17 protein-coding genes are annotated in these 17,522 nt (G+C 71.9%); 11 read left to right on the top strand and 6 right to left on the bottom strand.

Features of this window, described 5'->3' with window-relative positions; genetic code table 11:
• Positions 1 to 14: 14 nt before the first annotated feature.
• Complete coding sequence (locus OG520_RS29505; RefSeq protein ID WP_406015195.1) at positions 15 to 1,262, bottom strand: glycosyltransferase 87 family protein; 1,248 nt, start codon at positions 1,260 to 1,262, stop codon at positions 15 to 17.
• 120 nt (positions 1,263 to 1,382) lie between these two features.
• Between OG520_RS29505 and OG520_RS29510 the strand changes: the two genes are divergently transcribed.
• Positions 1,383 to 2,525: a glycosyltransferase family 4 protein gene (locus OG520_RS29510; protein ID WP_399325966.1), complete on the top strand. Its 1,143-nt coding sequence runs from the start codon at positions 1,383 to 1,385 to the stop codon at positions 2,523 to 2,525.
• Positions 2,526 to 2,612: 87 nt separating this feature from the next.
• Here the strand turns inward: OG520_RS29510 and OG520_RS29515 are convergent, their stop codons facing one another.
• A complete protein-coding gene (locus OG520_RS29515; protein ID WP_406015196.1) occupies positions 2,613 to 4,409 on the bottom strand; it encodes an AMP-dependent synthetase/ligase in 1,797 nt (598 codons plus the stop codon).
• 280 nt (positions 4,410 to 4,689) lie between these two features.
• On the opposite strand from OG520_RS29515, the gene OG520_RS29520 reads away from it, so the two are divergent.
• The 6 genes from OG520_RS29520 to OG520_RS29545 all read left to right on the top strand — a co-directional run bounded on the left by OG520_RS29520 (position 4,690) and on the right by OG520_RS29545 (position 9,769).
• Positions 4,690 to 5,496 (top strand): metallophosphoesterase, encoded by an 807-nt coding sequence (locus OG520_RS29520; RefSeq protein ID WP_406015197.1) that lies wholly within the window; start codon positions 4,690 to 4,692, stop codon positions 5,494 to 5,496.
• A gap of 106 nt (positions 5,497 to 5,602) precedes the next feature.
• A complete protein-coding gene (locus tag OG520_RS29525; RefSeq protein WP_072483258.1) occupies positions 5,603 to 6,052 on the top strand; it encodes an SRPBCC family protein in 450 nt (149 codons plus the stop codon).
• A gap of 4 nt (positions 6,053 to 6,056) precedes the next feature.
• Positions 6,057 to 7,373 (top strand): ArsA family ATPase, encoded by a 1,317-nt coding sequence (locus tag OG520_RS29530; RefSeq protein WP_399325960.1) that lies wholly within the window; start codon positions 6,057 to 6,059, stop codon positions 7,371 to 7,373.
• Positions 7,374 to 7,456: 83 nt separating this feature from the next.
• Positions 7,457 to 7,915 (top strand): DUF5304 domain-containing protein, encoded by a 459-nt coding sequence (locus tag OG520_RS29535; protein WP_389970386.1) that lies wholly within the window; start codon positions 7,457 to 7,459, stop codon positions 7,913 to 7,915.
• Positions 7,916 to 7,989: 74 nt separating this feature from the next.
• The gene (locus tag OG520_RS29540) at positions 7,990 to 8,931 is read left to right on the top strand and encodes an ROK family glucokinase (RefSeq protein ID WP_406015198.1); all 942 of its coding nucleotides are present in this window, start codon (positions 7,990 to 7,992) and stop codon (positions 8,929 to 8,931) included.
• A gap of 79 nt (positions 8,932 to 9,010) precedes the next feature.
• Positions 9,011 to 9,769, top strand: coding sequence for an endonuclease/exonuclease/phosphatase family protein (locus OG520_RS29545; RefSeq protein WP_399325957.1), 759 nt, complete (start codon positions 9,011 to 9,013; stop codon positions 9,767 to 9,769).
• 57 nt (positions 9,770 to 9,826) lie between these two features.
• On the opposite strand, the gene OG520_RS29550 is transcribed toward OG520_RS29545, so the two are convergent.
• Positions 9,827 to 10,504 (bottom strand): hypothetical protein, encoded by a 678-nt coding sequence (locus OG520_RS29550; RefSeq protein ID WP_406015199.1) that lies wholly within the window; start codon positions 10,502 to 10,504, stop codon positions 9,827 to 9,829.
• Positions 10,497 to 11,276 (bottom strand): carboxylesterase, encoded by a 780-nt coding sequence (locus tag OG520_RS29555; protein WP_266425934.1) that lies wholly within the window; start codon positions 11,274 to 11,276, stop codon positions 10,497 to 10,499. The genes OG520_RS29550 and OG520_RS29555 overlap by 8 nt, the downstream gene beginning before the upstream one ends.
• Before the next feature lie 195 nt (positions 11,277 to 11,471).
• On the opposite strand from OG520_RS29555, the gene OG520_RS29560 reads away from it, so the two are divergent.
• The 4 genes from OG520_RS29560 to OG520_RS29575 all read left to right on the top strand — a co-directional run bounded on the left by OG520_RS29560 (position 11,472) and on the right by OG520_RS29575 (position 15,299).
• On the top strand, positions 11,472 to 12,215 hold the full coding sequence (locus OG520_RS29560; protein ID WP_266420358.1) for a 1-acyl-sn-glycerol-3-phosphate acyltransferase: 744 nt from the start codon (positions 11,472 to 11,474) through the stop codon (positions 12,213 to 12,215).
• Between the two features lie 47 nt (positions 12,216 to 12,262).
• On the top strand, positions 12,263 to 13,486 hold the full coding sequence (gene macS / locus OG520_RS29565) for a MacS family sensor histidine kinase (RefSeq protein WP_266420360.1): 1,224 nt from the start codon (positions 12,263 to 12,265) through the stop codon (positions 13,484 to 13,486).
• Positions 13,483 to 14,175, top strand: a complete 693-nt coding sequence (locus OG520_RS29570) for a response regulator (protein ID WP_399325953.1) — start codon at positions 13,483 to 13,485, stop codon at positions 14,173 to 14,175. Before macS ends, OG520_RS29570 begins: the two co-directional genes overlap by 4 nt.
• Before the next feature lie 119 nt (positions 14,176 to 14,294).
• The gene (locus tag OG520_RS29575; RefSeq protein WP_266420366.1) at positions 14,295 to 15,299 is read left to right on the top strand and encodes a 2-hydroxyacid dehydrogenase; all 1,005 of its coding nucleotides are present in this window, start codon (positions 14,295 to 14,297) and stop codon (positions 15,297 to 15,299) included.
• 34 nt (positions 15,300 to 15,333) lie between these two features.
• On the opposite strand, the gene OG520_RS29580 is transcribed toward OG520_RS29575, so the two are convergent.
• Complete coding sequence (locus OG520_RS29580) at positions 15,334 to 17,268, bottom strand: anthranilate synthase family protein (RefSeq protein WP_406015200.1); 1,935 nt, start codon at positions 17,266 to 17,268, stop codon at positions 15,334 to 15,336.
• A gap of 94 nt (positions 17,269 to 17,362) precedes the next feature.
• Positions 17,363 to 17,419, bottom strand: a complete 57-nt coding sequence (locus OG520_RS29585; protein ID WP_107408160.1) for a trp operon leader peptide — start codon at positions 17,417 to 17,419, stop codon at positions 17,363 to 17,365.
• Positions 17,420 to 17,522 lie beyond the last annotated feature (103 nt).

The following is a 17,522-nucleotide window of genomic DNA, read 5'->3' on the forward strand; positions in this document are numbered from 1 at the left end:
GCGCGGCGCACTGCTCAGGAGCCGACCGGCTCCGCCTCCCGGCCGAGGCCGGAGCGGACGGCCGACCCGCCGCCGTCGCACGCCGCCCGGGGCACCGTCCGCCGCCACAGCCGGCGGCAGGCGATCAGCGTCGCCGCGACCAGCAGGCCGTTGCGCAGGAACATCAGCGTGACGCCGGTCGCGTCGCTGGTCACCACATGCGTGAACCCGAACGGGAACTCCCACTGGGTGAAGCCCGTCGCCAGCAGCACCAGACCGGCCGGCAGCACCATCCGGCTGTCGCGGAACACCAGGCAGACCGCCGCCAGGCCGACCAGCCACAGCATGTACTGCGGGCTGATCACCCGGCTCGTCGTCGTGAACAGCAGCACCGCCGCGAACGCCGCGTCCGCCGGGGTGCTCACGCCGAACTCACGGGCCCGCAGCCGCCACACCACCAGCCAGCCGAACGCGAGGACGGACAGACCGAGGGCCAGCGTGCTCACCAGCGGCACGTGCGGACCCAGGAACTCCATCGAGCCGTAGTGGAACTCCACCCGGCCCTGCCAGTCGAACTGCCGCGCCACATGGAAGACCAGCGCGCCCAGCGACTCGACCTCGGTGCCCCGGTCGCGCTGGGCGCCGATGAAGGCCAGCGCCCCCGGCATCGCCACGGCGCACCCCACCAGCAGCCCGGCCGCCGTCACCGCCGCGGCCGTCCACGCCAGCCGCGTGCGCCGGCCGCGCGCCGTACCGGCCAGGACCAGCGCCGGCCACACCTTCAGCAGCGCACCGACGGCGGCCAGCACCCCCAGCAGCCGCGGATGCCGCAGCCCCGCCAGGAGCGCCGCCACCGCCACCGCCGTGACCATCACGTCGTAACGGGCGTACGCGGTCGTGCCGAGCAGCGGCACCCCCGCCACCCACACCCAGGCGCCCGCCACCGACCGGCCGCCGCCCCGGCCCGCGTACAGCAGCAGCCCCAGCACCAGCAGGTCGCACACGAACGCGAGGACGAAGAAGGCCGAGGCGTAGTCCAGGAAAGGCAGCAGCGAGGGGGAGAGGATGGCGAGCGCGGCCAGCGGCGGGTACTGCCAGGTGACGTCGGACTGCGGATACGTACCGGTCTTCAGCACCTCGGACCAGCCGTGGTAGATCACCGAGACGTCACTGGTCACGTCCGGTCCGGACAGCGTGATCACCTTGGTGACGCAGAGCAGCAGCGCGACCCTGGTCAGGGCCCACACCGCGACAGCGAGCCGCGCGCCGGTAGATCCCCTCATGACCGCCTCATCCGTTCTCGTCAGTGGGCACCCGGTGGGTACTCGGTGGATACGAGGAGACATGATGCCCGCACGGTGCCGGAGCCATCGGGCCCGGACCGCCCGGTACTGTCGGCCGGGATGGACAAGACCCTGATCGTGACCAACGACTTCCCGCCCCGCCCCGGCGGCATCCAGGCCTTTCTGCACAACATGGCACTGCGCCTGGACCCCGGACAGATCGTCGTGTACGCCTCGACCTGGAAGCGGACCCCCGAAGGCGTCGCGGCCACCACCGCCTTCGACGCCGAGCAGCCGTTCACCGTCGTGCGCGACCCGACGACGATGCTGCTGCCGACCCCGCGGGTCACCCGGCGCGCGGTACGGCTGCTGCGCGAACACGGCTGCAGCTCCGTCTGGTTCGGCGCCGCGGCCCCGCTCGGGCTGATGGCACCGGCGCTGCGCAGGGCCGGCGCCCGCCGCCTGGTCGCCACCACGCACGGGCACGAGGCGGGCTGGGCCCAGCTGCCCGCGGCCCGGCAGCTGCTGCGACGGATCGGCGAGGGCACGGACACGATCACCTACCTGGGGGAGTACACCCGCTCCCGGATCGCCCCCGCGCTCACGCCCGGGGCCGCGGCACGCATGGCCCAACTGCCGCCCGGCGTCGACGAGAAGACCTTCCACCCGGGGTCGGGCGGGGACCGGGTCAGGGCCGGGCTCGGCCTCGCGGACCGGCCCGTCGTCGTCTGCGTGTCACGGCTCGTGCCGCGCAAGGGCCAGGACACGCTGATCCTCGCGATGCCCGCGATCCTGGCGCAGGTGCCGGACGCGGTGCTCCTGATCGTCGGCGGCGGACCGTACGCCGAGGAGCTGAAGCGGCTGGCCGGGGAGACCGGGGTCGAGGAGTCCGTGCGGTTCACCGGACCGGTGCCGTGGGAGGAGCTGCCCGCCCACTACGGCGCGGGCGACGTCTTCGCCATGCCGTGCCGCACCCGTCGCGGCGGCCTGGACGTGGAGGGCCTCGGCATCGTCTTCCTGGAGGCGTCCGCGACCGGTCTGCCGGTGGTGGCGGGCGACTCGGGCGGCGCGCCCGACGCGGTGCTCGACGGCGAGACCGGGTGGGTGGTGCGCGGGGACAGCGTGGAGGAGTCGGCCGACCGGATCGTCACCCTGCTCCGCGACCCGGAGCTGCGGCAGCGGATGGGGGAGCGGGGGCGGGCCTGGGTCGAGGAGAAATGGCGCTGGGACCTGCTCGCCGAGCGGCTCCGGGCACTGCTCTGACGAACGAGAGGCCGTAGGTGCCCAGTACGCGTGAGAGGGGGCCCGCACCTACCGTGCGGGCCCCCTCTCACGCGTACGCCCCGGTCGTCAGCCCCGGTAGATCGACTCGATCTCGTCCGCGAAGTCCTTCGCCACCACGTTCCGCTTCAGCTTCAGCGACGGCGTGATGTGGCCCGCCTCCTCGGTGAACTGCGAGTCCAGGATGCGGAACTTGCGCACCGACTCCGCCTTGGACACGGCCGCGTTCCCGTCGTCCACCGCCCGCTGCACCTCGGCCAGCAGCTCCGGGTCCTCGCGCAGCGACACCGCCGTCGAACCGGCCGGCTTGCCGTGCTCCGCGGCCCAGCGGCCCAGGAACTCCTCGTCCAGGGTGACCAGCGCGCCCACGAACGGCCGTCCGTCGCCGACCACCATGCACTCGGCGACCAGGGCGTGCCCGCGGATCCGGTCCTCGATCACCGCGGGAGCGACGTTCTTGCCGCCCGCCGTGACGATGATCTCCTTCTTGCGGCCGGTGATCGCGAGATAGCCGTCCTCGTCGAGGGTGCCGATGTCGCCCGTGTGGAACCAGCCGTCGGCCAGCGCGTCGGCCGTCGCCGCCTCGTTGTTCCAGTAACCGGTGAACAGGTGCTCGCCGTGCAGCAGCACCTCGCCGTCGTCCGCGATGCGCACGACCGAACCGGGCAGCGGCTGGCCGACCGTACCGATCTTCTGCCGGTCCCACGGGTTGAAGGCGGTGGCCGCACAGGTCTCGGTCAGGCCGTAGCCCTCCAGGACCGTGAAGCCGATCCCGCGGTAGAAGTGGCCGAGCCGCTCGCCCAGCGGCGCGCCGCCGGAGATCGCGTACTCGCCGCGCCCGCCGAGCACCGCCCGCAGCTTGCCGTAGACCAGCCGGTCGAAGACCTTGTGCTTCAGCTTCAGGCCCAGCGGGGGGCCCTGGGGGGTACCCAGCGCGCGGCTGTAGGCGATCGCCGTGTTCGCGGCCTTGTCGAAGATCTTCCCCTTGCCGTCGGCCTGCGCCTTGGCCCGCGCCGCGTTGTACACCTTCTCGAAGACCCGCGGCACGCCGAGGATCAACGTCGGCCGGAACGAGGCCAGTTCATCGGTGAGGTGCTTGATGTCCGGTACGCAGCCGAGCTTGATCGGGGCCATCACCGAGGCCACCTCGACCAGCCGTCCGAAGACATGCGCGGCGGGCAGGAAGAGCAGCACGGAGCACTCGCCGGTACGGAAGAGCGGCTTCAGCCGTTCCACCACGTTGCCGCACTCGGCGAAGAAGCTGCGGTGCGTGAGCACACAGCCCTTGGGGCGGCCGGTGGTGCCCGAGGTGTAGACGATGGTGGCCGGGTCGTCCGCCTTGGCGCTCACCATCCGCAGGTCCAGCGTCTCGTCCGAGACGTCCTCCCCGATCGCCGTCAGCCGGCGGATCGCGTCGTCCTCGATCTGCCAGATGCCCTTCAGGGCCGGCAGGTCCGCCTGGACGGAGACCACGGAGGCCCGGTGCGCGTCGGATTCCACGAGGCACAGCGCGGCGCCGGAGTCGCCGAGGATCCACTGGATCTGCTCGGGCGAACTGGTCTCGTACACCGGGACGGTGACCGCGCCCGCGCTCCAGATCGCGAAGTCGAGCAGTACCCACTCGTAGCGGGTGCGCGAGAGCAGGGCCACCCGGTCACCGGCGTCGACGCCCGCGGCGATCAGGCCCTTGGCGACGCCTCTGACCTCGGCCAGGAACTGCGTGGCGTCGACGTCGGTCCACGCGCCCCCCACCTTGCGGCTCATCACCGCGACATCGGGATGCTGAGCGGCATTGCGGCGGATGAGATCCGTCAGGTTGCCGTCCGAAGGGACCTCGTACAGGGCCGGAAGGCTGAACTCGCGCAAGACTGCTGCTCCTCATCGGGCTCCGGTGCCACGGCTCTGTGTGACGCACCGGCTGCGGTCCAAGATTGGCAGGTGCTCAGTGGGGTGAGCACGACTGGACTGCCCGGACGTTACCCACGAGTACTCGGTTCCCGATAGGGGGTTCCGGCCAGATGTCTTATGCGTCACACATCACGCTGATCCTTGGGCGCACAGTAGTCCACCCGCGTGACCGGGCGGCGATATTCGCAGGTCCGGCGGCCTCTACCGAGGCGACCGGCAGAGTCCTAAGGTGATCGTCATGCGAGCCGGACCGGACAGCCCAGGCACATCGACCCGACAGCGCACCCGCATCCACGTCGTCAGCGACGTGCACGGCAACACCGAGGCGCTGGCCCGTGCCGGGAACGGCGCCGACGCACTGGTCTGCCTCGGTGACCTGGTGCTCTTCCTCGACTACGCCGACCACTCGCGCGGCATCTTCCCCGACCTCTTCGGGGTGGAGAACGCCGACCGGATCGTCGCGCTGCGCACCGCGCGCCGCTTCGAGGAGGCCCGCGAGTTCGGCCGCGGCCTGTGGGCGGGCATGGACCGCAACGCCGCGATCGTCTCGGCGGTGCGCAAGCAGTACGCCGCACTCTTCGCGGCCTTCCCCACACCGACGTACGCCACCTACGGCAACGTCGACATCCCCGGCCTGTGGTCCGAGTACGCACACCCCGGCACCACCGTCCTGGACGGCGAACGGGTCGAGATCGGCGGCCGGGTGTTCGGCTTCGTCGGCGGCGGCCTGAAGACCCCGATGAACACCCCGTACGAGATCGGCGACGAGGAGTACGCGGCGAAGATCGAGGCGATCGGCCCGGTCGACGTGCTCTGCACCCACATCCCGCCCGAGGTCCCGGAGCTGACGTACGACACGGTGGCGCGCCGCTTCGAGCGCGGCAGCCGGGCCCTGCTGGACGCCATCCGCCGCACCCGCCCGCGGTACGCGCTGTTCGGCCACGTCCACCAGCCGCTGGCCCGCCGGATGCGGATCGGCGCCACCGAATGCGTGAACGTCGGCCACTTCGCGTCCACCGGCAGGCCCTGGGCCCTGGAGTGGTGACAACACCGGCACGGACCCTGGAACGAGGCGCCGCGCACACGCGATAGCCTTCTGGCGGCAGGCCTCTGCCGACGCACCGGTACACCGCACTGGAGGAGCCACGGCGATGGCTGAACACACCAGCTCGAGCATCACGATCGAGGCGGCACCGGCCGACGTCATGGGAGTGATCGCCGACTTCGCCCGCTACCCGGAGTGGACCGGCGAGGTCAAGGAGGCCGAGGTCCTCTCCACCGACGACCACGGCCGCGCCGAGAAGGTCCGCCTCGTCCTCGACGCCGGAGCGATCAAGGACGACCACACGCTCGCCTACACCTGGATCGGCGACTACGAGGTCAGCTGGACCCTCGTCAAGTCCCAGATGCTGCGCGCCATCGACGGCTCCTACGCGCTGGCCCCGCTCGGCGACGGCGACCGCACCGAGGTCACCTACCGGCTGACCGTCGACGTCAAGATCCCGATGCTCGGCATGATCAAGCGCAAGGCGGAGAAGGTCATCATCGACCGGGCCCTGGCCGGTCTGAAGAAGCGCGTCGAGTCCGTCCCGAAGGCCTGACCGGATGCGTACGGTCCTCGTCACCGGCCCCGGCGGCGCCGGCCGTACCACCGTCGCGGCGGCGACCGCGCTGGCCGCCGCCCGCCGCGGCAGGCGCACCCTGCTGCTGACGGCCGACGGCATACCCGGCTTTCCCGACAGCACCGAACCCACCGAGGTCACCGACGGGCTGTGGTCCGCCCGCATCGACTCCGGCGAGCACTTCCGCGGCGAACTCCTCGCCCTCCAGGACCAGGCCTCCGCCGTACTCGACCTGCTCGGCGGGAACCGGCTGGACGGCGAGGAACTGACCGAGCTCCCCGGCAGCTCCGAGCTCGCCCTGCTGCACACCCTGCGCCGCGCCGCCGAGGGTGACTGGTCGCGCCGCGGCCACGACCTCCTCGTCGTCGACCTGCCACCGCTGCGCGAAGCACTCGCCCTGCTCGCCCTCCCCGAGCAGCTGCGCCGCTATCTGCGCCGGCTGCTCCCCCCGGAACGCCAGGCCGCCCGCGCCCTGCGCCCGATGCTCGCCCAGCTCGCCGGCGTGCCCATGCCCGCCCAGTGGCTGTACGAGGCAGCTGCCCGCAGGGACGCCGAGCTGGCCGCCGTCCAGGCCCTGATCGAGGACCGCAACACCACGCTCCGGCTGGTCGCGGAGCCCGGCCCCGCCGCCGAGGAAGCCCTGCGCACCGCCCGCACCGGCCTCGCCCTGCACGGACTGCGGGTCGACACCCTCGCGGTGAACCGGGTGCTGCCCAGGCACTCGGCCGACCCCTGGTTCGCGGAGCTCGCCGCGCAGCAGGAGAAGACCGTCGACCGCTGGTACGAGGAATGGGTGCCCGGGGCCGCGCTGTGCGAGGTGCCCCACCTCGGCCGCGACCCGCGGGGCCTCGACGACCTCGCCCGCCTCGACACCACGGCCGCCTGCACCGTCTTCGAGACGGCCGGCACCGGTGGTGGCCTCTTCGAGGGCGACGGACTGGCCCCGGAACTGGACGGGCGGAGCCCCGGCCGGGCCGACGACCCCTGGTGGATCGAGAGCCCCGACGTCCCGGACGGCCTCGACGGACTGCTGCCCGGCGGCCGGATCGTGACCGCCCCGCCGTCCGGCGACGGCGACCCGGTCCTCGTCTGGTGCCTGCCGCTGCCCGGCGCCGTCAAGAAGGACCTCCAGCTGGTCCGCCGCGGCGACGAGCTGCTGCTCACGGTCGGCCCGTTCCACCGGATCGTCCCGCTGGAATCCGGACTGCGCCGCTGCACCGTCTCCGGCGCCGCCCTCACCGACGGGGTGCTCCGGGTCCGGTTCACCCCGGACCCCGGACTGTGGCCGAGGACGAGCTGAACGACGCCCCACGGTTCGGGTAACGTCGGTAGTACGTGCCCCGTATGCCGGGCCGCCGGCACACCACGTCGCAGGAGTCCGCCATGAGCGATGCCACCGATCGTCCCGTCGACGACGACGCGTGGGCGAAGGCCTGCGCCGAGGACCTCGAAGCGGAGAAGGCCCGCCGCCGGGCGCAGCACGGCCCGCCGCCCGGCTCCGCCGCCGAGGAACTGCGCAAGCTGGTCGACGCCGTGGCCGACAAGGTCTCGTCCCTCCAGTCGCCGCTGTTCGGCGCGGCGGCCCAGGGCACCGTGCAGCAGATCATCAAGCAGGCGAAGTCCGCGGTCGAGCCCGTCATCGAGCGCAATCCGGACGTCTTCGACCACATCGCCGCAGCCGGCAGCGAACTCCTCGCCGCCTACCGCTCCGCCGTCGAAGGCCAGGAACGCCGCTGGACCCAGGGGGCCGGGGACCCCGCAGGCAACGAAAAGAAGGCCGACGACCCCTCCGACCCCCGTGACGAGGGCCCCGCCGCGGGCGAACACATCGACCTGGACTGACCGGCCCCGAAGGGCCGGGCCCCGGGCTCGGGTACGGTTGGCCCCAGCGGGGCTCGACCGGAACTGAGGGATTCATGGGACTCACCATCGGCGTCGATATCGGCGGCACGAAGATCGCGGCGGGAGTGGTCGACGAAGAGGGCCGGATCCTCTCGACGTTCAAGGTGCCGACCCCGCCGACGGCTGAAGGCATCGTGGACGCGATCGCGTCGGCCGTGTCCGGCGCGAGCGAGGGCCACCAGATCGATGCCGTCGGCATCGGTGCGGCCGGATACGTCGACGACAAGCGCGCCACCGTGCTGTTCGCGCCGAACATCAACTGGCGGCACGAGCCGCTGAAGGACAAGGTCGAACAGCGCGTCGGCCTTCCGGTCGTCGTCGAGAACGACGCCAACGCCGCCGCCTGGGGCGAATACCGCTTCGGCGCCGGACAGGGCCACGACGACGTCATCTGCATCACTCTCGGCACCGGCCTCGGTGGCGGGATCATCATCGGCAACAAGCTGCGCCGCGGACGCTTCGGCGTGGCCGCCGAGTTCGGCCACATCCGGGTCGTCCCGGACGGTCTGCTCTGCGGCTGCGGCAGCCAGGGCTGCTGGGAGCAGTACGCGTCAGGGCGCGCGCTCGTCCGGTACGCCAAGCAGCGCGCCAACGCCACCCCCGAGAACGCCACGATCCTGCTGTCGCTCGGCGACGGCACGGTGGACGGCATCGAGGGCAAGCACATCAGCAAGGCCGCCCGGCAGGGCGACCCGGTGGCGGTCGACTCGTTCCGCGAGCTGGCCCGCTGGGCCGGCGCCGGACTCGCCGACCTCGCCTCGCTCTTCGACCCGTCCGCGTTCATCGTCGGCGGCGGCGTGTCGGACGAGGGCGAGCTGGTGCTCGACCCGATCCGCAAGTCGTTCCGGCGCTGGCTGATCGGCGGCGAATGGCGTCCGCACGCCCAGGTGCTCGCGGCCCAACTGGGCGGCAAGGCCGGGCTGGTGGGCGCGGCGGACCTGGCCCGCCAGGGCTAGAGCCTGTCCGGGCCGACCGTGACCGGACGCCCGTCGCGCCCCTGTGGGAGCGGCGGGCGTCCGTCGTATCGTGAGACACATGGTCCTGACGCCACTGCCCGACTCCCGTACCGAGCCGGATGGTTCGGCCGTCGTCCGAGTGCTCAGCTACAACATCCGGTCGATGCGCGACGACCGCGAGGCACTGGCCCGCGTCATCGGCGCCTGCGCCCCCGACCTGGTCTTCATCCAGGAAGCCCCGCGCTTCTTCCGCTGGCGCAAGCGCGCGGCCTGGCTCGCGGCCCGTACCGACCTGGTCCTCCTCAGCGGCGGTGCCACGGCGGCCGGGCCGCTGCTGCTCTGCTCGCTGCGGGCCACCGTGGAGCGGACGGAGGACGTACTGCTGCCGCTCACTCCCGGACTGCACCGCAGGGGCTTCGCCACGTCGGTGGTGCGGATCGCGGGCACCCGGATCGGTCTGCTGAGCTTCCATCTGAGCCTGCAGCGCGACGAACGCCTGGCCCAGACGGAGCTGTTGCTGGAGCGGCTGGACGCGATGGGCGTCGAGCACGCCATCGCGGCCGGCGACCTCAACGACGTACCGACCGGGAGCGCGTTCCGGCGGCTGGCCGAGCGGCTCCAGGACTGCTGGGCGGTCCGGCCGTGGGGCGAGGAGAACACCTACGCGCCGGATCAACCGCGACGGCGCATCGACGCGGTCTTCGCGACGGACGGGATCGAGGTGCTCGGCTGCGGTGTCCCCGCCGGGCTGCCCGGTGTCACCGACGCGGACCTGCGGGCGGCCACCGACCATCTGCCGGTGCTGGCGGCGCTGCGGGTGCCCGCGATCAGGCCCTGAGCGGGCGGCGGCCCGCCCGCCGCAGCGCCCCGGTCCGAGAGGTCACCCGACAGGCTCTCAGACCACCGCCCCGCGCCCGGGGTCGTCGCCGTCCTCGTCGTCGTCGTTCATCCGCGCCACCAGGGTGACGAAACCGCCCAGGAAGCCGCCGACGCAGATCGTCGTGAGCCACCAGGTCATGTCCCACCGCAGCAGCACCGCGAGCAGCATCAGCACCGGACCGCCGACGACCGCGAGCCAGGCGAACTTCGCCGTGACATCGGCCTCCGGCAGCGGCGGCGGCTCCGGGGGGACGAAATGCCCCTCGTCGCTCCCGTCGAGATCGTCGTCCTTCGGCTCGGCGACCTCGTAGTCGCGCGGGCCCCCGACGCCGGGGGCGAACACGATCGAGCTGCCGAGCGGCTTCTCCGGCGGCTTCGCGGACTTCTTCCCGAGCCCCTTGTCCGGATCCAGGACGTCGGGCTGGTCGTCCTCCGGCAGCGCGAGATCCTCGATCGACCTGAACGGCCTGGCGCCCGGCGGGTCCGGCGGCTCCTCGCCGTACCCCGCGACGATCGCCTGCCACGCCGCGTCCTCGTCGACCGACGGCTCGGACCGGCTGCCGTCGGCGCCCGCCGCCTCCCGGGCAGCGGCGTCCTGCGGGCCCGTGCCGTCGTCGGGCACGGCCGCTCCCTCCGCGGGAAGGGGCTCGCGCTCCTCCTCGCTGCCCGCGCGCTCCGCGTCGTGCTCAGCCACCTGACGTGCTCCCCTTCTTTCCGACGCTCGGGGCGAGGCGGCCGATGAACCGGTAGCTCTCGTCGAAGATCCGCTCCGCATCGTGGTCCAACGTCGCGACGTGGTAGCTCTGTTCCAGCAGGATCTCCTCGACGTCCGTCGACGACACCCGGCTGAGGATGCGGGCCGAGTCGGCGGGCGGCACCACATGGTCCTGCGGGCTGTGCAGCAGCACGATCGGCTGGGTGACCTGGGGCAGCTCGGCGTCGACCAGGCGGAAGAACTTCCGCAGCGAATGCGCCGCGTGCAACGGCACCCGGTCGTACCCCACCTCGTCGGAGCCCGGCAGGGCGATGTCGCTCGCCAGCCCCTTCGTCGTCCGTACCAGATGGCGGGCGACCGGCAGCGCGTACGCCGACAGGCCGTGCACCTTGTTCGCCGGGTTGACCAGCACCAGACCGCTGATCGCGTCCCCGTGCTTCGCCGCCAGCCGCAGCGTCAGCGCGCCTCCCATGGACAGTCCGAAGACGAAGACCTGGCCGCACCGCTCCAGCAGGGCGCGCAGCTCCCGGTCCACCTCCGCGTACCAGTCCTGCCAGCCCGTGAGCTGCATGTCCTCCCAGCGGGTGCCGTGCCCCGGCAGCAGGGGCAGCGAGACGGTGAGCCCGCGCTCCGCCAGGTATTCCGCCCAGGGGCGCAGCGACTGCGGGGAACCGGTGAATCCGTGGCAGAGGAGGACGCCGACCTCTCCGCCCTCGTGGCGGAACGGCTCGGCTCCAGGAAGGACCGGCACCGGGGTCTCCTGTTCGTGAGGCTCGAAGGGGAGCGAAAGGGGGGAGTGCAGAAGGATTACTTCACCGTACGCGACCGGGCTGACACCGACCAGGGTCGTCACCGCCTCCGGCCGCCGCATCGGCTCCCTGCCGGGCGGGAGCGGGGGCGGCCCACGGGTTAAGGTCTGTCGGACAGCACACAGGAGGCACCCGAGTTGATCTACGGCGCAATGAAGTTCTCCATCGGCGGCTCGCTGAAGCTTGCCTTCCGGCCATGGGTGGAGGGCCTGGAGAACATTCCCGCGCAGGGACCGGCGATCCTCGCGAGCAATCACCTGTCGTTCTCGGACTCCTTCTTCCTGCCGGCCGTCCTGGACCGCAAGGTCACCTTCATCGCCAAGTCGGAGTACTTCACCGCACCCGGCGTGAAGGGCAAGCTGACCGCGGCCTTCTTCAAGGGCGTCGGCCAGCTCCCGGTGGACCGCTCGGGAGCCCGCGGCGCCGGTGAGGCGGCCATCAAGGCGGGCATCGAGGTCATCGAGAGCGGCGGCCTCTTCGGCATCTACCCGGAGGGCACCCGTTCGCCCGACGGCCGTCTCTACCGGGGCAAGCCCGGCGGGCTCGCCAGGGTGGCGCTGGCCACCGGAGCGCCCGTCATCCCCGTCGCGATGATCGACACGGAGAAGATCCAGCCGCCCGGCCAGGTGATGCCCAAGCTGATGCGCCCGGGGATCAGGATCGGCAAGCCGCTCGACTTCAGCCGCTACCACGGCATGGACGGGGACCGCTTCATCCTGCGCTCGGTCACCGACGAGGTGATGTACGAGATCATGAAGCTCTCCGGCCAGGAGTACGTCGACATCTACGCGACGGCGGCCAAGCGGCAGATCGCGGACGAGGCGAAGCGCCACGCCGAGGCGGAGAAGCACAAGGGCGACGAGTCCGGAACGCAAGGCTGAAGGAACGGTACGGCGCGCGCGCCGGTGCCGTACGGGGGGTGGGGGATGTGGCCAGGCGCGAGCGCGTCGTACGGATGTCGGTCGAGCAGCCGCTGTGGAGTGCGCTGACGGCGTACCGCATCCTGACGATGCTGTACGCGGTCCTGCTCTCCGTCTTCGGCCGGGAGAAGTACGACCGGCCGTGGGTGGCCATCGCCTTCCTGGCGGTGATGGTGGTCTGGACGCTCGCCACCCTTCCGAAGGTCTCGGGCGCCGCCGCCTGCACCAAGCGTTTCCTCGGCGCCGATCTGACCATCGCCCTGGCCGGGATACTCCTCACCCCGCTCGCCGACTTCGAGGCCCAGCAGGTCGACGGCCCGACGCTGCCGTCGATCTGGACCGCGGGTTCCGTGCTGGCCTTCGCGATCAAGGGCGGCTGGCGCTGGGCGGCCTTCGCCTCCACCTTCGTCGCCGTCGTCAACATCATCGAGCGCGGCGACCCCAGCCGGGACACCTTCCACAACGTGCTGCTGGTCTGGGTCGCGTCCATCGCGATCGGGTACGTCGTCGAGGTCGCCAGGGCCAGTGAGCGGACCCTCGCCCGCGCCCTGGAGATCGAGGCCGCCACCCGGGAGCGGGAACGGCTGGCCCGGGACATCCACGACAGCGTGCTCCAGGTCCTCGCGATGGTGCAGCGCCGCGGCACCGCGCTCGGCGGGGAGGCGGCGGAGCTGGGCCGGATGGCCGGGGAGCAGGAGGTCGCCCTGCGCACCCTGGTCTCCACCGGCCTCGTCCCCACCACCCGGGTCTCCGAGGACGCCGCCGAGGGCGCCGTGGTCCGCAGCGTGGAGGTCGACGACGAACCGTCCGGCCGCGCCGACTGCGATCTGCGCTCCCTGCTCGCCCCGCACGCCGGCTCCCGGGTCAGCTTCGCGGAGCCGGGCGCCCCGGTGCTGCTCGCTCCCGCGGCCGCGATGGAACTGGCGGCCGCTGTCAGTGCCGCCCTGGACAATGTCAGGGTCCACGCGGGGGAGAATGCCCAGGCCTGGATCCTCGTCGAGGACTGGCCGGACGAGGTGATCGTGACGGTCCGGGACGACGGCCCCGGAATCCCGGAGGGGCGGCTCGCCCAGGCCGAGGGGGAGGGACGGATGGGGGTGGCCCTGTCGATCCGGGGGAGGCTGCGCGACCTGGGCGGTACGGCGGAGTTGATCTCCGTGCCCGGCCAGGGCACCGAGGTCGAGTTGAAGGTTCCGAAGGTTTCACGGGGGAAGGCAGGATCAGCGAGATGAGCACGGAGAACACCCAGGGCGCCGAGGAGCGGGCCATCAGGGTGATGGTGGTGGACGACCATCCGATGTGGCGCGACGCCGTCGCCCGTGACCTTTCCGAGTCGGGCTTCGACGTGGTGGCGACCGCCGGTGACGGACCGCAGGCGGTCCGCAGGGCGAAGGCCGTCACCCCCGACGTCCTCGTGCTCGACCTCAACCTGCCCGGTATGCCCGGCGTCCAGGTCTGCAAGGAGCTCGTCGGCTCCCACCCCGGGCTGCGGGTGCTGGTGCTCTCCGCGAGCGGTGAGCACGCCGACGTACTGGAAGCGGTCAAGTCCGGTGCCACCGGCTATCTGCTCAAGTCGGCCAGTACGCAGGAGCTGACCGAGGCCGTGCGGTCCACCGCCGTCGGCGACCCCGTCTTCACGCCGGGCCTGGCCGGACTGGTCCTCGGCGAATACCGCAGGCTCGCCTCCGACCCCACGCCGGTCGCCTCCGACGAACCCAAGGCCCCGCAGCTCACAGAGCGCGAGACCGAGGTGCTGCGGCTGGTCGCCAAGGGGCTCTCGTACAAGCAGATCGCCGAGCGGCTGGTCATCTCGCACCGCACCGTGCAGAACCACGTGCAGAACACCCTGGGCAAGCTCCAGCTGCACAACCGGGTGGAGCTCGTGCGGTACGCGATCGAGCGCGGCCTCGACGACGCCTGAGCACCGCGGCCCCGGCCGGCCCGTTCGGCCGAGCGGCGCGGCAGGGGCACGGGCCGTATATTCGCGTTGACCGGCCCCGGCCCCTGATCCGCTGATCCGTGCGACAAACGGGAGAAGTCGTGGAAATCCTGGCATTCGGCGTGCAGTCCGACGAGAAGCCGCTGATCGAGAAGGCCTTCGCCGGGCAGCACGAGGTCCGGTGCCTGGACGTCTTCCTGAACAAGGACACCGCCCCCATCGCGGCGGGCTACGAGATCATCTCCACCAGTGTCAACGCCGACCTGGGCGCCGGCGTCCTGCAGACCCTGGCGGCGGGCGGCACGCAGATGATCGCCCAGCGCTCCACCGGCTTCAACAACATCGACCTCGACGTCGCCGAACGCCTTGCCCTGCGGGTCGCCCGGGTCTCGTACTACTCGCCGTACTCGGTCGCCGAATTCGCCTGGACCCTCGCGATGGCCGTCAACCGCCGGATCATCCGGGCCGCGAGCCGCACCCGCGACTTCGACTTCCGGCTCGACGGACTGCTCGGCCGGGACATGCGCGGCCGTACGGCGGGCGTGATCGGCACCGGCAAGATCGGCGAGGCCTTCACCCGTATCGCCCACGGCTTCGGCATGGAACTGCTCGGCTGGGACGTCGCCGAGAATCCCGCCTGCCTCGCGCTCGGCATGAAGTACGTGGAGAAGGAGCGACTGCTCGCCGAGTCCGACCTGATCAGCCTGCACGTCCCGCTGCTGCCCGCGACCCACCACATCATCGGCGAGGACGCCCTGGCCCGGATGAAGGACGACGCGATCCTGGTCAACTCCAGCCGCGGCGGACTCATCGACACCACGGCGCTGGTCACCGAGCTGCGCGCGGGCCGCTTCCTGGGCGTCGGACTCGATGTGTACGAGGCGGAGGCCGGGCTCTTCTTCCTCGACAAGTCGCTGGAGGGCGTCGACGACGACACCCTGGCCCGGCTCGTCACCTTCCCGAACGTCATCGTCACCTCGCACCAGGCCTACTACACCGAGGACGCCGTGGGGCAGATCATCGACGCCACCGTGCAGAACGTCGCCGACTACCTGGCCGGCCGGCGCAGCGACAACGTCCTGGTCCCGGCGCTCCCGGCGAGCTGAGACCCCGGATCGCCCCGGGGTCCCGTCCGCCCCTTCAGCCGGCCACCGGCAGCCCCGCCAGCAGTTCCGCCACGATCGCCGCGCCGCGCAGCGTCAGCACCGACTCCGGGTGGAACTGCACCGAGGCGAAGCCCGGCCCGCGCAGCGCGTGCAGCTCACCGGTCGCCGCGTCCACGCTCGCCCCGACACCGTGCGCCGCGAGCTCGGTGACCACCGCCTCGTCGCAGCGCGCGGTGAAGCTGTTGTAGAAGCCGACCGTCTCCGGCCGCCCGAACAGCTCGATCCGGGTCTGCGCGCCCTGGTGCGGCACGGTCTTGCGGACGATCTCCAGACCCAGCTCCGCCGCGATCAGCTCATGGCCGAGGCAGACCCCCAGCAGGCCGTGCCGGTGATCACGGACCAGCTCCGCGGCGAGCCCGCGCAGCAGCCGCATTTTCGGATCGGCGGTGTCGCCCGGATTCCCCGGCCCCGGACCCAGCACGACCGGACCCTCGTGCACCCGCACCCGTTCGCGCAGCCCCGGCTCGTCGTAGCGGTGCACCGACACATCGAGGCCCGAGGAACGGAGCAGATGCGCCAGCATCGCGGTGAAGGTGTCCTCCCCGTCGATCACCAGCGCCCGCCCGGACAGCTGGTGCGTACGCTCCTGCATCCGCAGCCAGAACGGCGCGAGACCGTCCCGCCGGGCGTCCAGCGCGGCCTGCACGCGCGGGTCGCCCGCCAGCCGCGGCCGGGCCGCCTCGTCCCGCGGCCGGCCGGGCCGCACCCCCAGCGCGGCGAGCACACCGGCCGCCTTCGCATGGGTCTCGGCGACCTCGCCGTCCGGATCGGAGTGCCGCACGAGCGTCGCCCCGACCGGCACCCGCAGCTGCCCGCCGGCCGAGATGTCGGCGGTACGGATCAGGATCGGCGAGTCCAGGGTCTGCGCCCCGCCCGGCTCCTGCCGCAACAGCGCCAGGGCCCCCGCGTAGTAGCCGCGCCCGCCGGGCTCGTACCGCTCGATGACCCGGCAGGCGTTCTGCACCGGGGAGCCGGTGACCGTCGCCGCGAACATGGTCTCCTTCAGCACCTCCCGCACATCCAGCGAGGAGCGCCCGCGCAGCTCGTACTCCGTATGGGCGAGATGGGTCATCTCCTTGAGCCGCGGCCCGATCACCACGCCGCCCATGTCGCCGACGGTGCACATCATCTTGAGTTCCTCGTCGACCACCATGGAGAGCTCCTCGGTCTCCTTGCGGTCGGCGAGGAAGGCCAGCAGACCCTCCGGGGTCGGGCCCTCGGCGGGGTAGCGGTACGTCCCGCTGATCGGGTTCATCACGACCGTCCCGCCGGACATCCGCACATGCACCTCGGGACTGGCGCCGACCAGCGTCCGCCCGCCCGTCGCCCGCCGCCCCGACGGGGAGGGCCCTTCGGATCCGCTGTCACCCGTGTGCACGACGAAGGTCCAGTACGCGCCGCGCTCACCGGCCAGCAGCCGCCGGAAGAGGGCCAGCGCGTCGGCCCGGCCGAAGCCGGGGATCTCCCCCCGGAAGGTCCGCCGGATGACGAAGTTCGCGCCCTCGCCCTGCCCGATCTCGTCCTCGACGACCCGCCGGACGATCCCGGCGTACTCCTCGTCCCCGACATCGAACGCGCCGCCTTCGACCCGCACGTCCCGGACCGGTAGACGGTCCAGCACCTCGGCGAGCGGCAGCTCGTACGTCTCGTCCGCGACCAGCACGGACAGTGGTGTCCCGTCGTCGCGCACATCGAAACCGCGCTCGGCGATCTGCCGGAACGGCACCAGGGCGAGCGAGGGCAGCTCACCGACCGGGAGATCGGCGAGCCGGTCCACTTCCCGTACCCGGCCGATCAGCACCTCGACGGTGTCCTGGTCGCGGCCGGGGGTGCGCCTGCGCAGCAGCGCGAACGGCGGGCAGTCGTCACTCAGGAGTCTGTGGACGACGGCGTCGGTGCGGTGAGGCATGGGGGTGTTCCTTCCGGATGGAGGAACGGCTCCCGAAAACGCGGAAAAGGCCGCCCCTCGGGCGGCCTTCGCGTGGTCTGTCGCGCGCGATTGTTCAGTGGGCCGCCGGATGAGCGGTCCACCACCAGTTCTGGTTTGTCTGCGCGAACATGTCCTGAACCCTAGCGGACGCCGATGACGTCCGAGCACGCGTCTCATCTGTTGAGCTCGCGGATGGACGCACCGCCGGAACCCGTAATGTTGAGGTTGTGACC

This window comes from Streptomyces sp. NBC_00984 (assembly GCF_045162475.1).
Classification (GTDB): Bacteria; Actinomycetota; Actinomycetes; order Streptomycetales; family Streptomycetaceae; genus Streptomyces.

Excerpts from the sequence above, each read along its gene's own strand:
- OG520_RS29545 (WP_399325957.1), top strand. The coding sequence starts at position 9,011 with ATGGTCCTGACGCCACTGCCCGACTCCCGTACCGAGCCGGATGGTTCG.
- OG520_RS29525 (WP_072483258.1), top strand. The coding sequence starts at position 5,603 with ATGGCTGAACACACCAGCTCGAGCATCACGATCGAGGCGGCACCGGCC.
- OG520_RS29520 (WP_406015197.1), top strand. The coding sequence starts at position 4,690 with ATGCGAGCCGGACCGGACAGCCCAGGCACATCGACCCGACAGCGCACC.
- OG520_RS29530 (WP_399325960.1), top strand. The coding sequence starts at position 6,057 with ATGCGTACGGTCCTCGTCACCGGCCCCGGCGGCGCCGGCCGTACCACC.
- OG520_RS29505 (WP_406015195.1), bottom strand. The coding sequence starts at position 1,262 with ATGAGGGGATCTACCGGCGCGCGGCTCGCTGTCGCGGTGTGGGCCCTG.
- OG520_RS29540 (WP_406015198.1), top strand. The coding sequence starts at position 7,990 with ATGGGACTCACCATCGGCGTCGATATCGGCGGCACGAAGATCGCGGCG.
- OG520_RS29570 (WP_399325953.1), top strand. The coding sequence starts at position 13,483 with ATGAGCACGGAGAACACCCAGGGCGCCGAGGAGCGGGCCATCAGGGTG.
- OG520_RS29510 (WP_399325966.1), top strand. The coding sequence starts at position 1,383 with ATGGACAAGACCCTGATCGTGACCAACGACTTCCCGCCCCGCCCCGGC.
- OG520_RS29535 (WP_389970386.1), top strand. The coding sequence starts at position 7,457 with ATGAGCGATGCCACCGATCGTCCCGTCGACGACGACGCGTGGGCGAAG.
- OG520_RS29580 (WP_406015200.1), bottom strand. The coding sequence starts at position 17,268 with ATGCCTCACCGCACCGACGCCGTCGTCCACAGACTCCTGAGTGACGAC.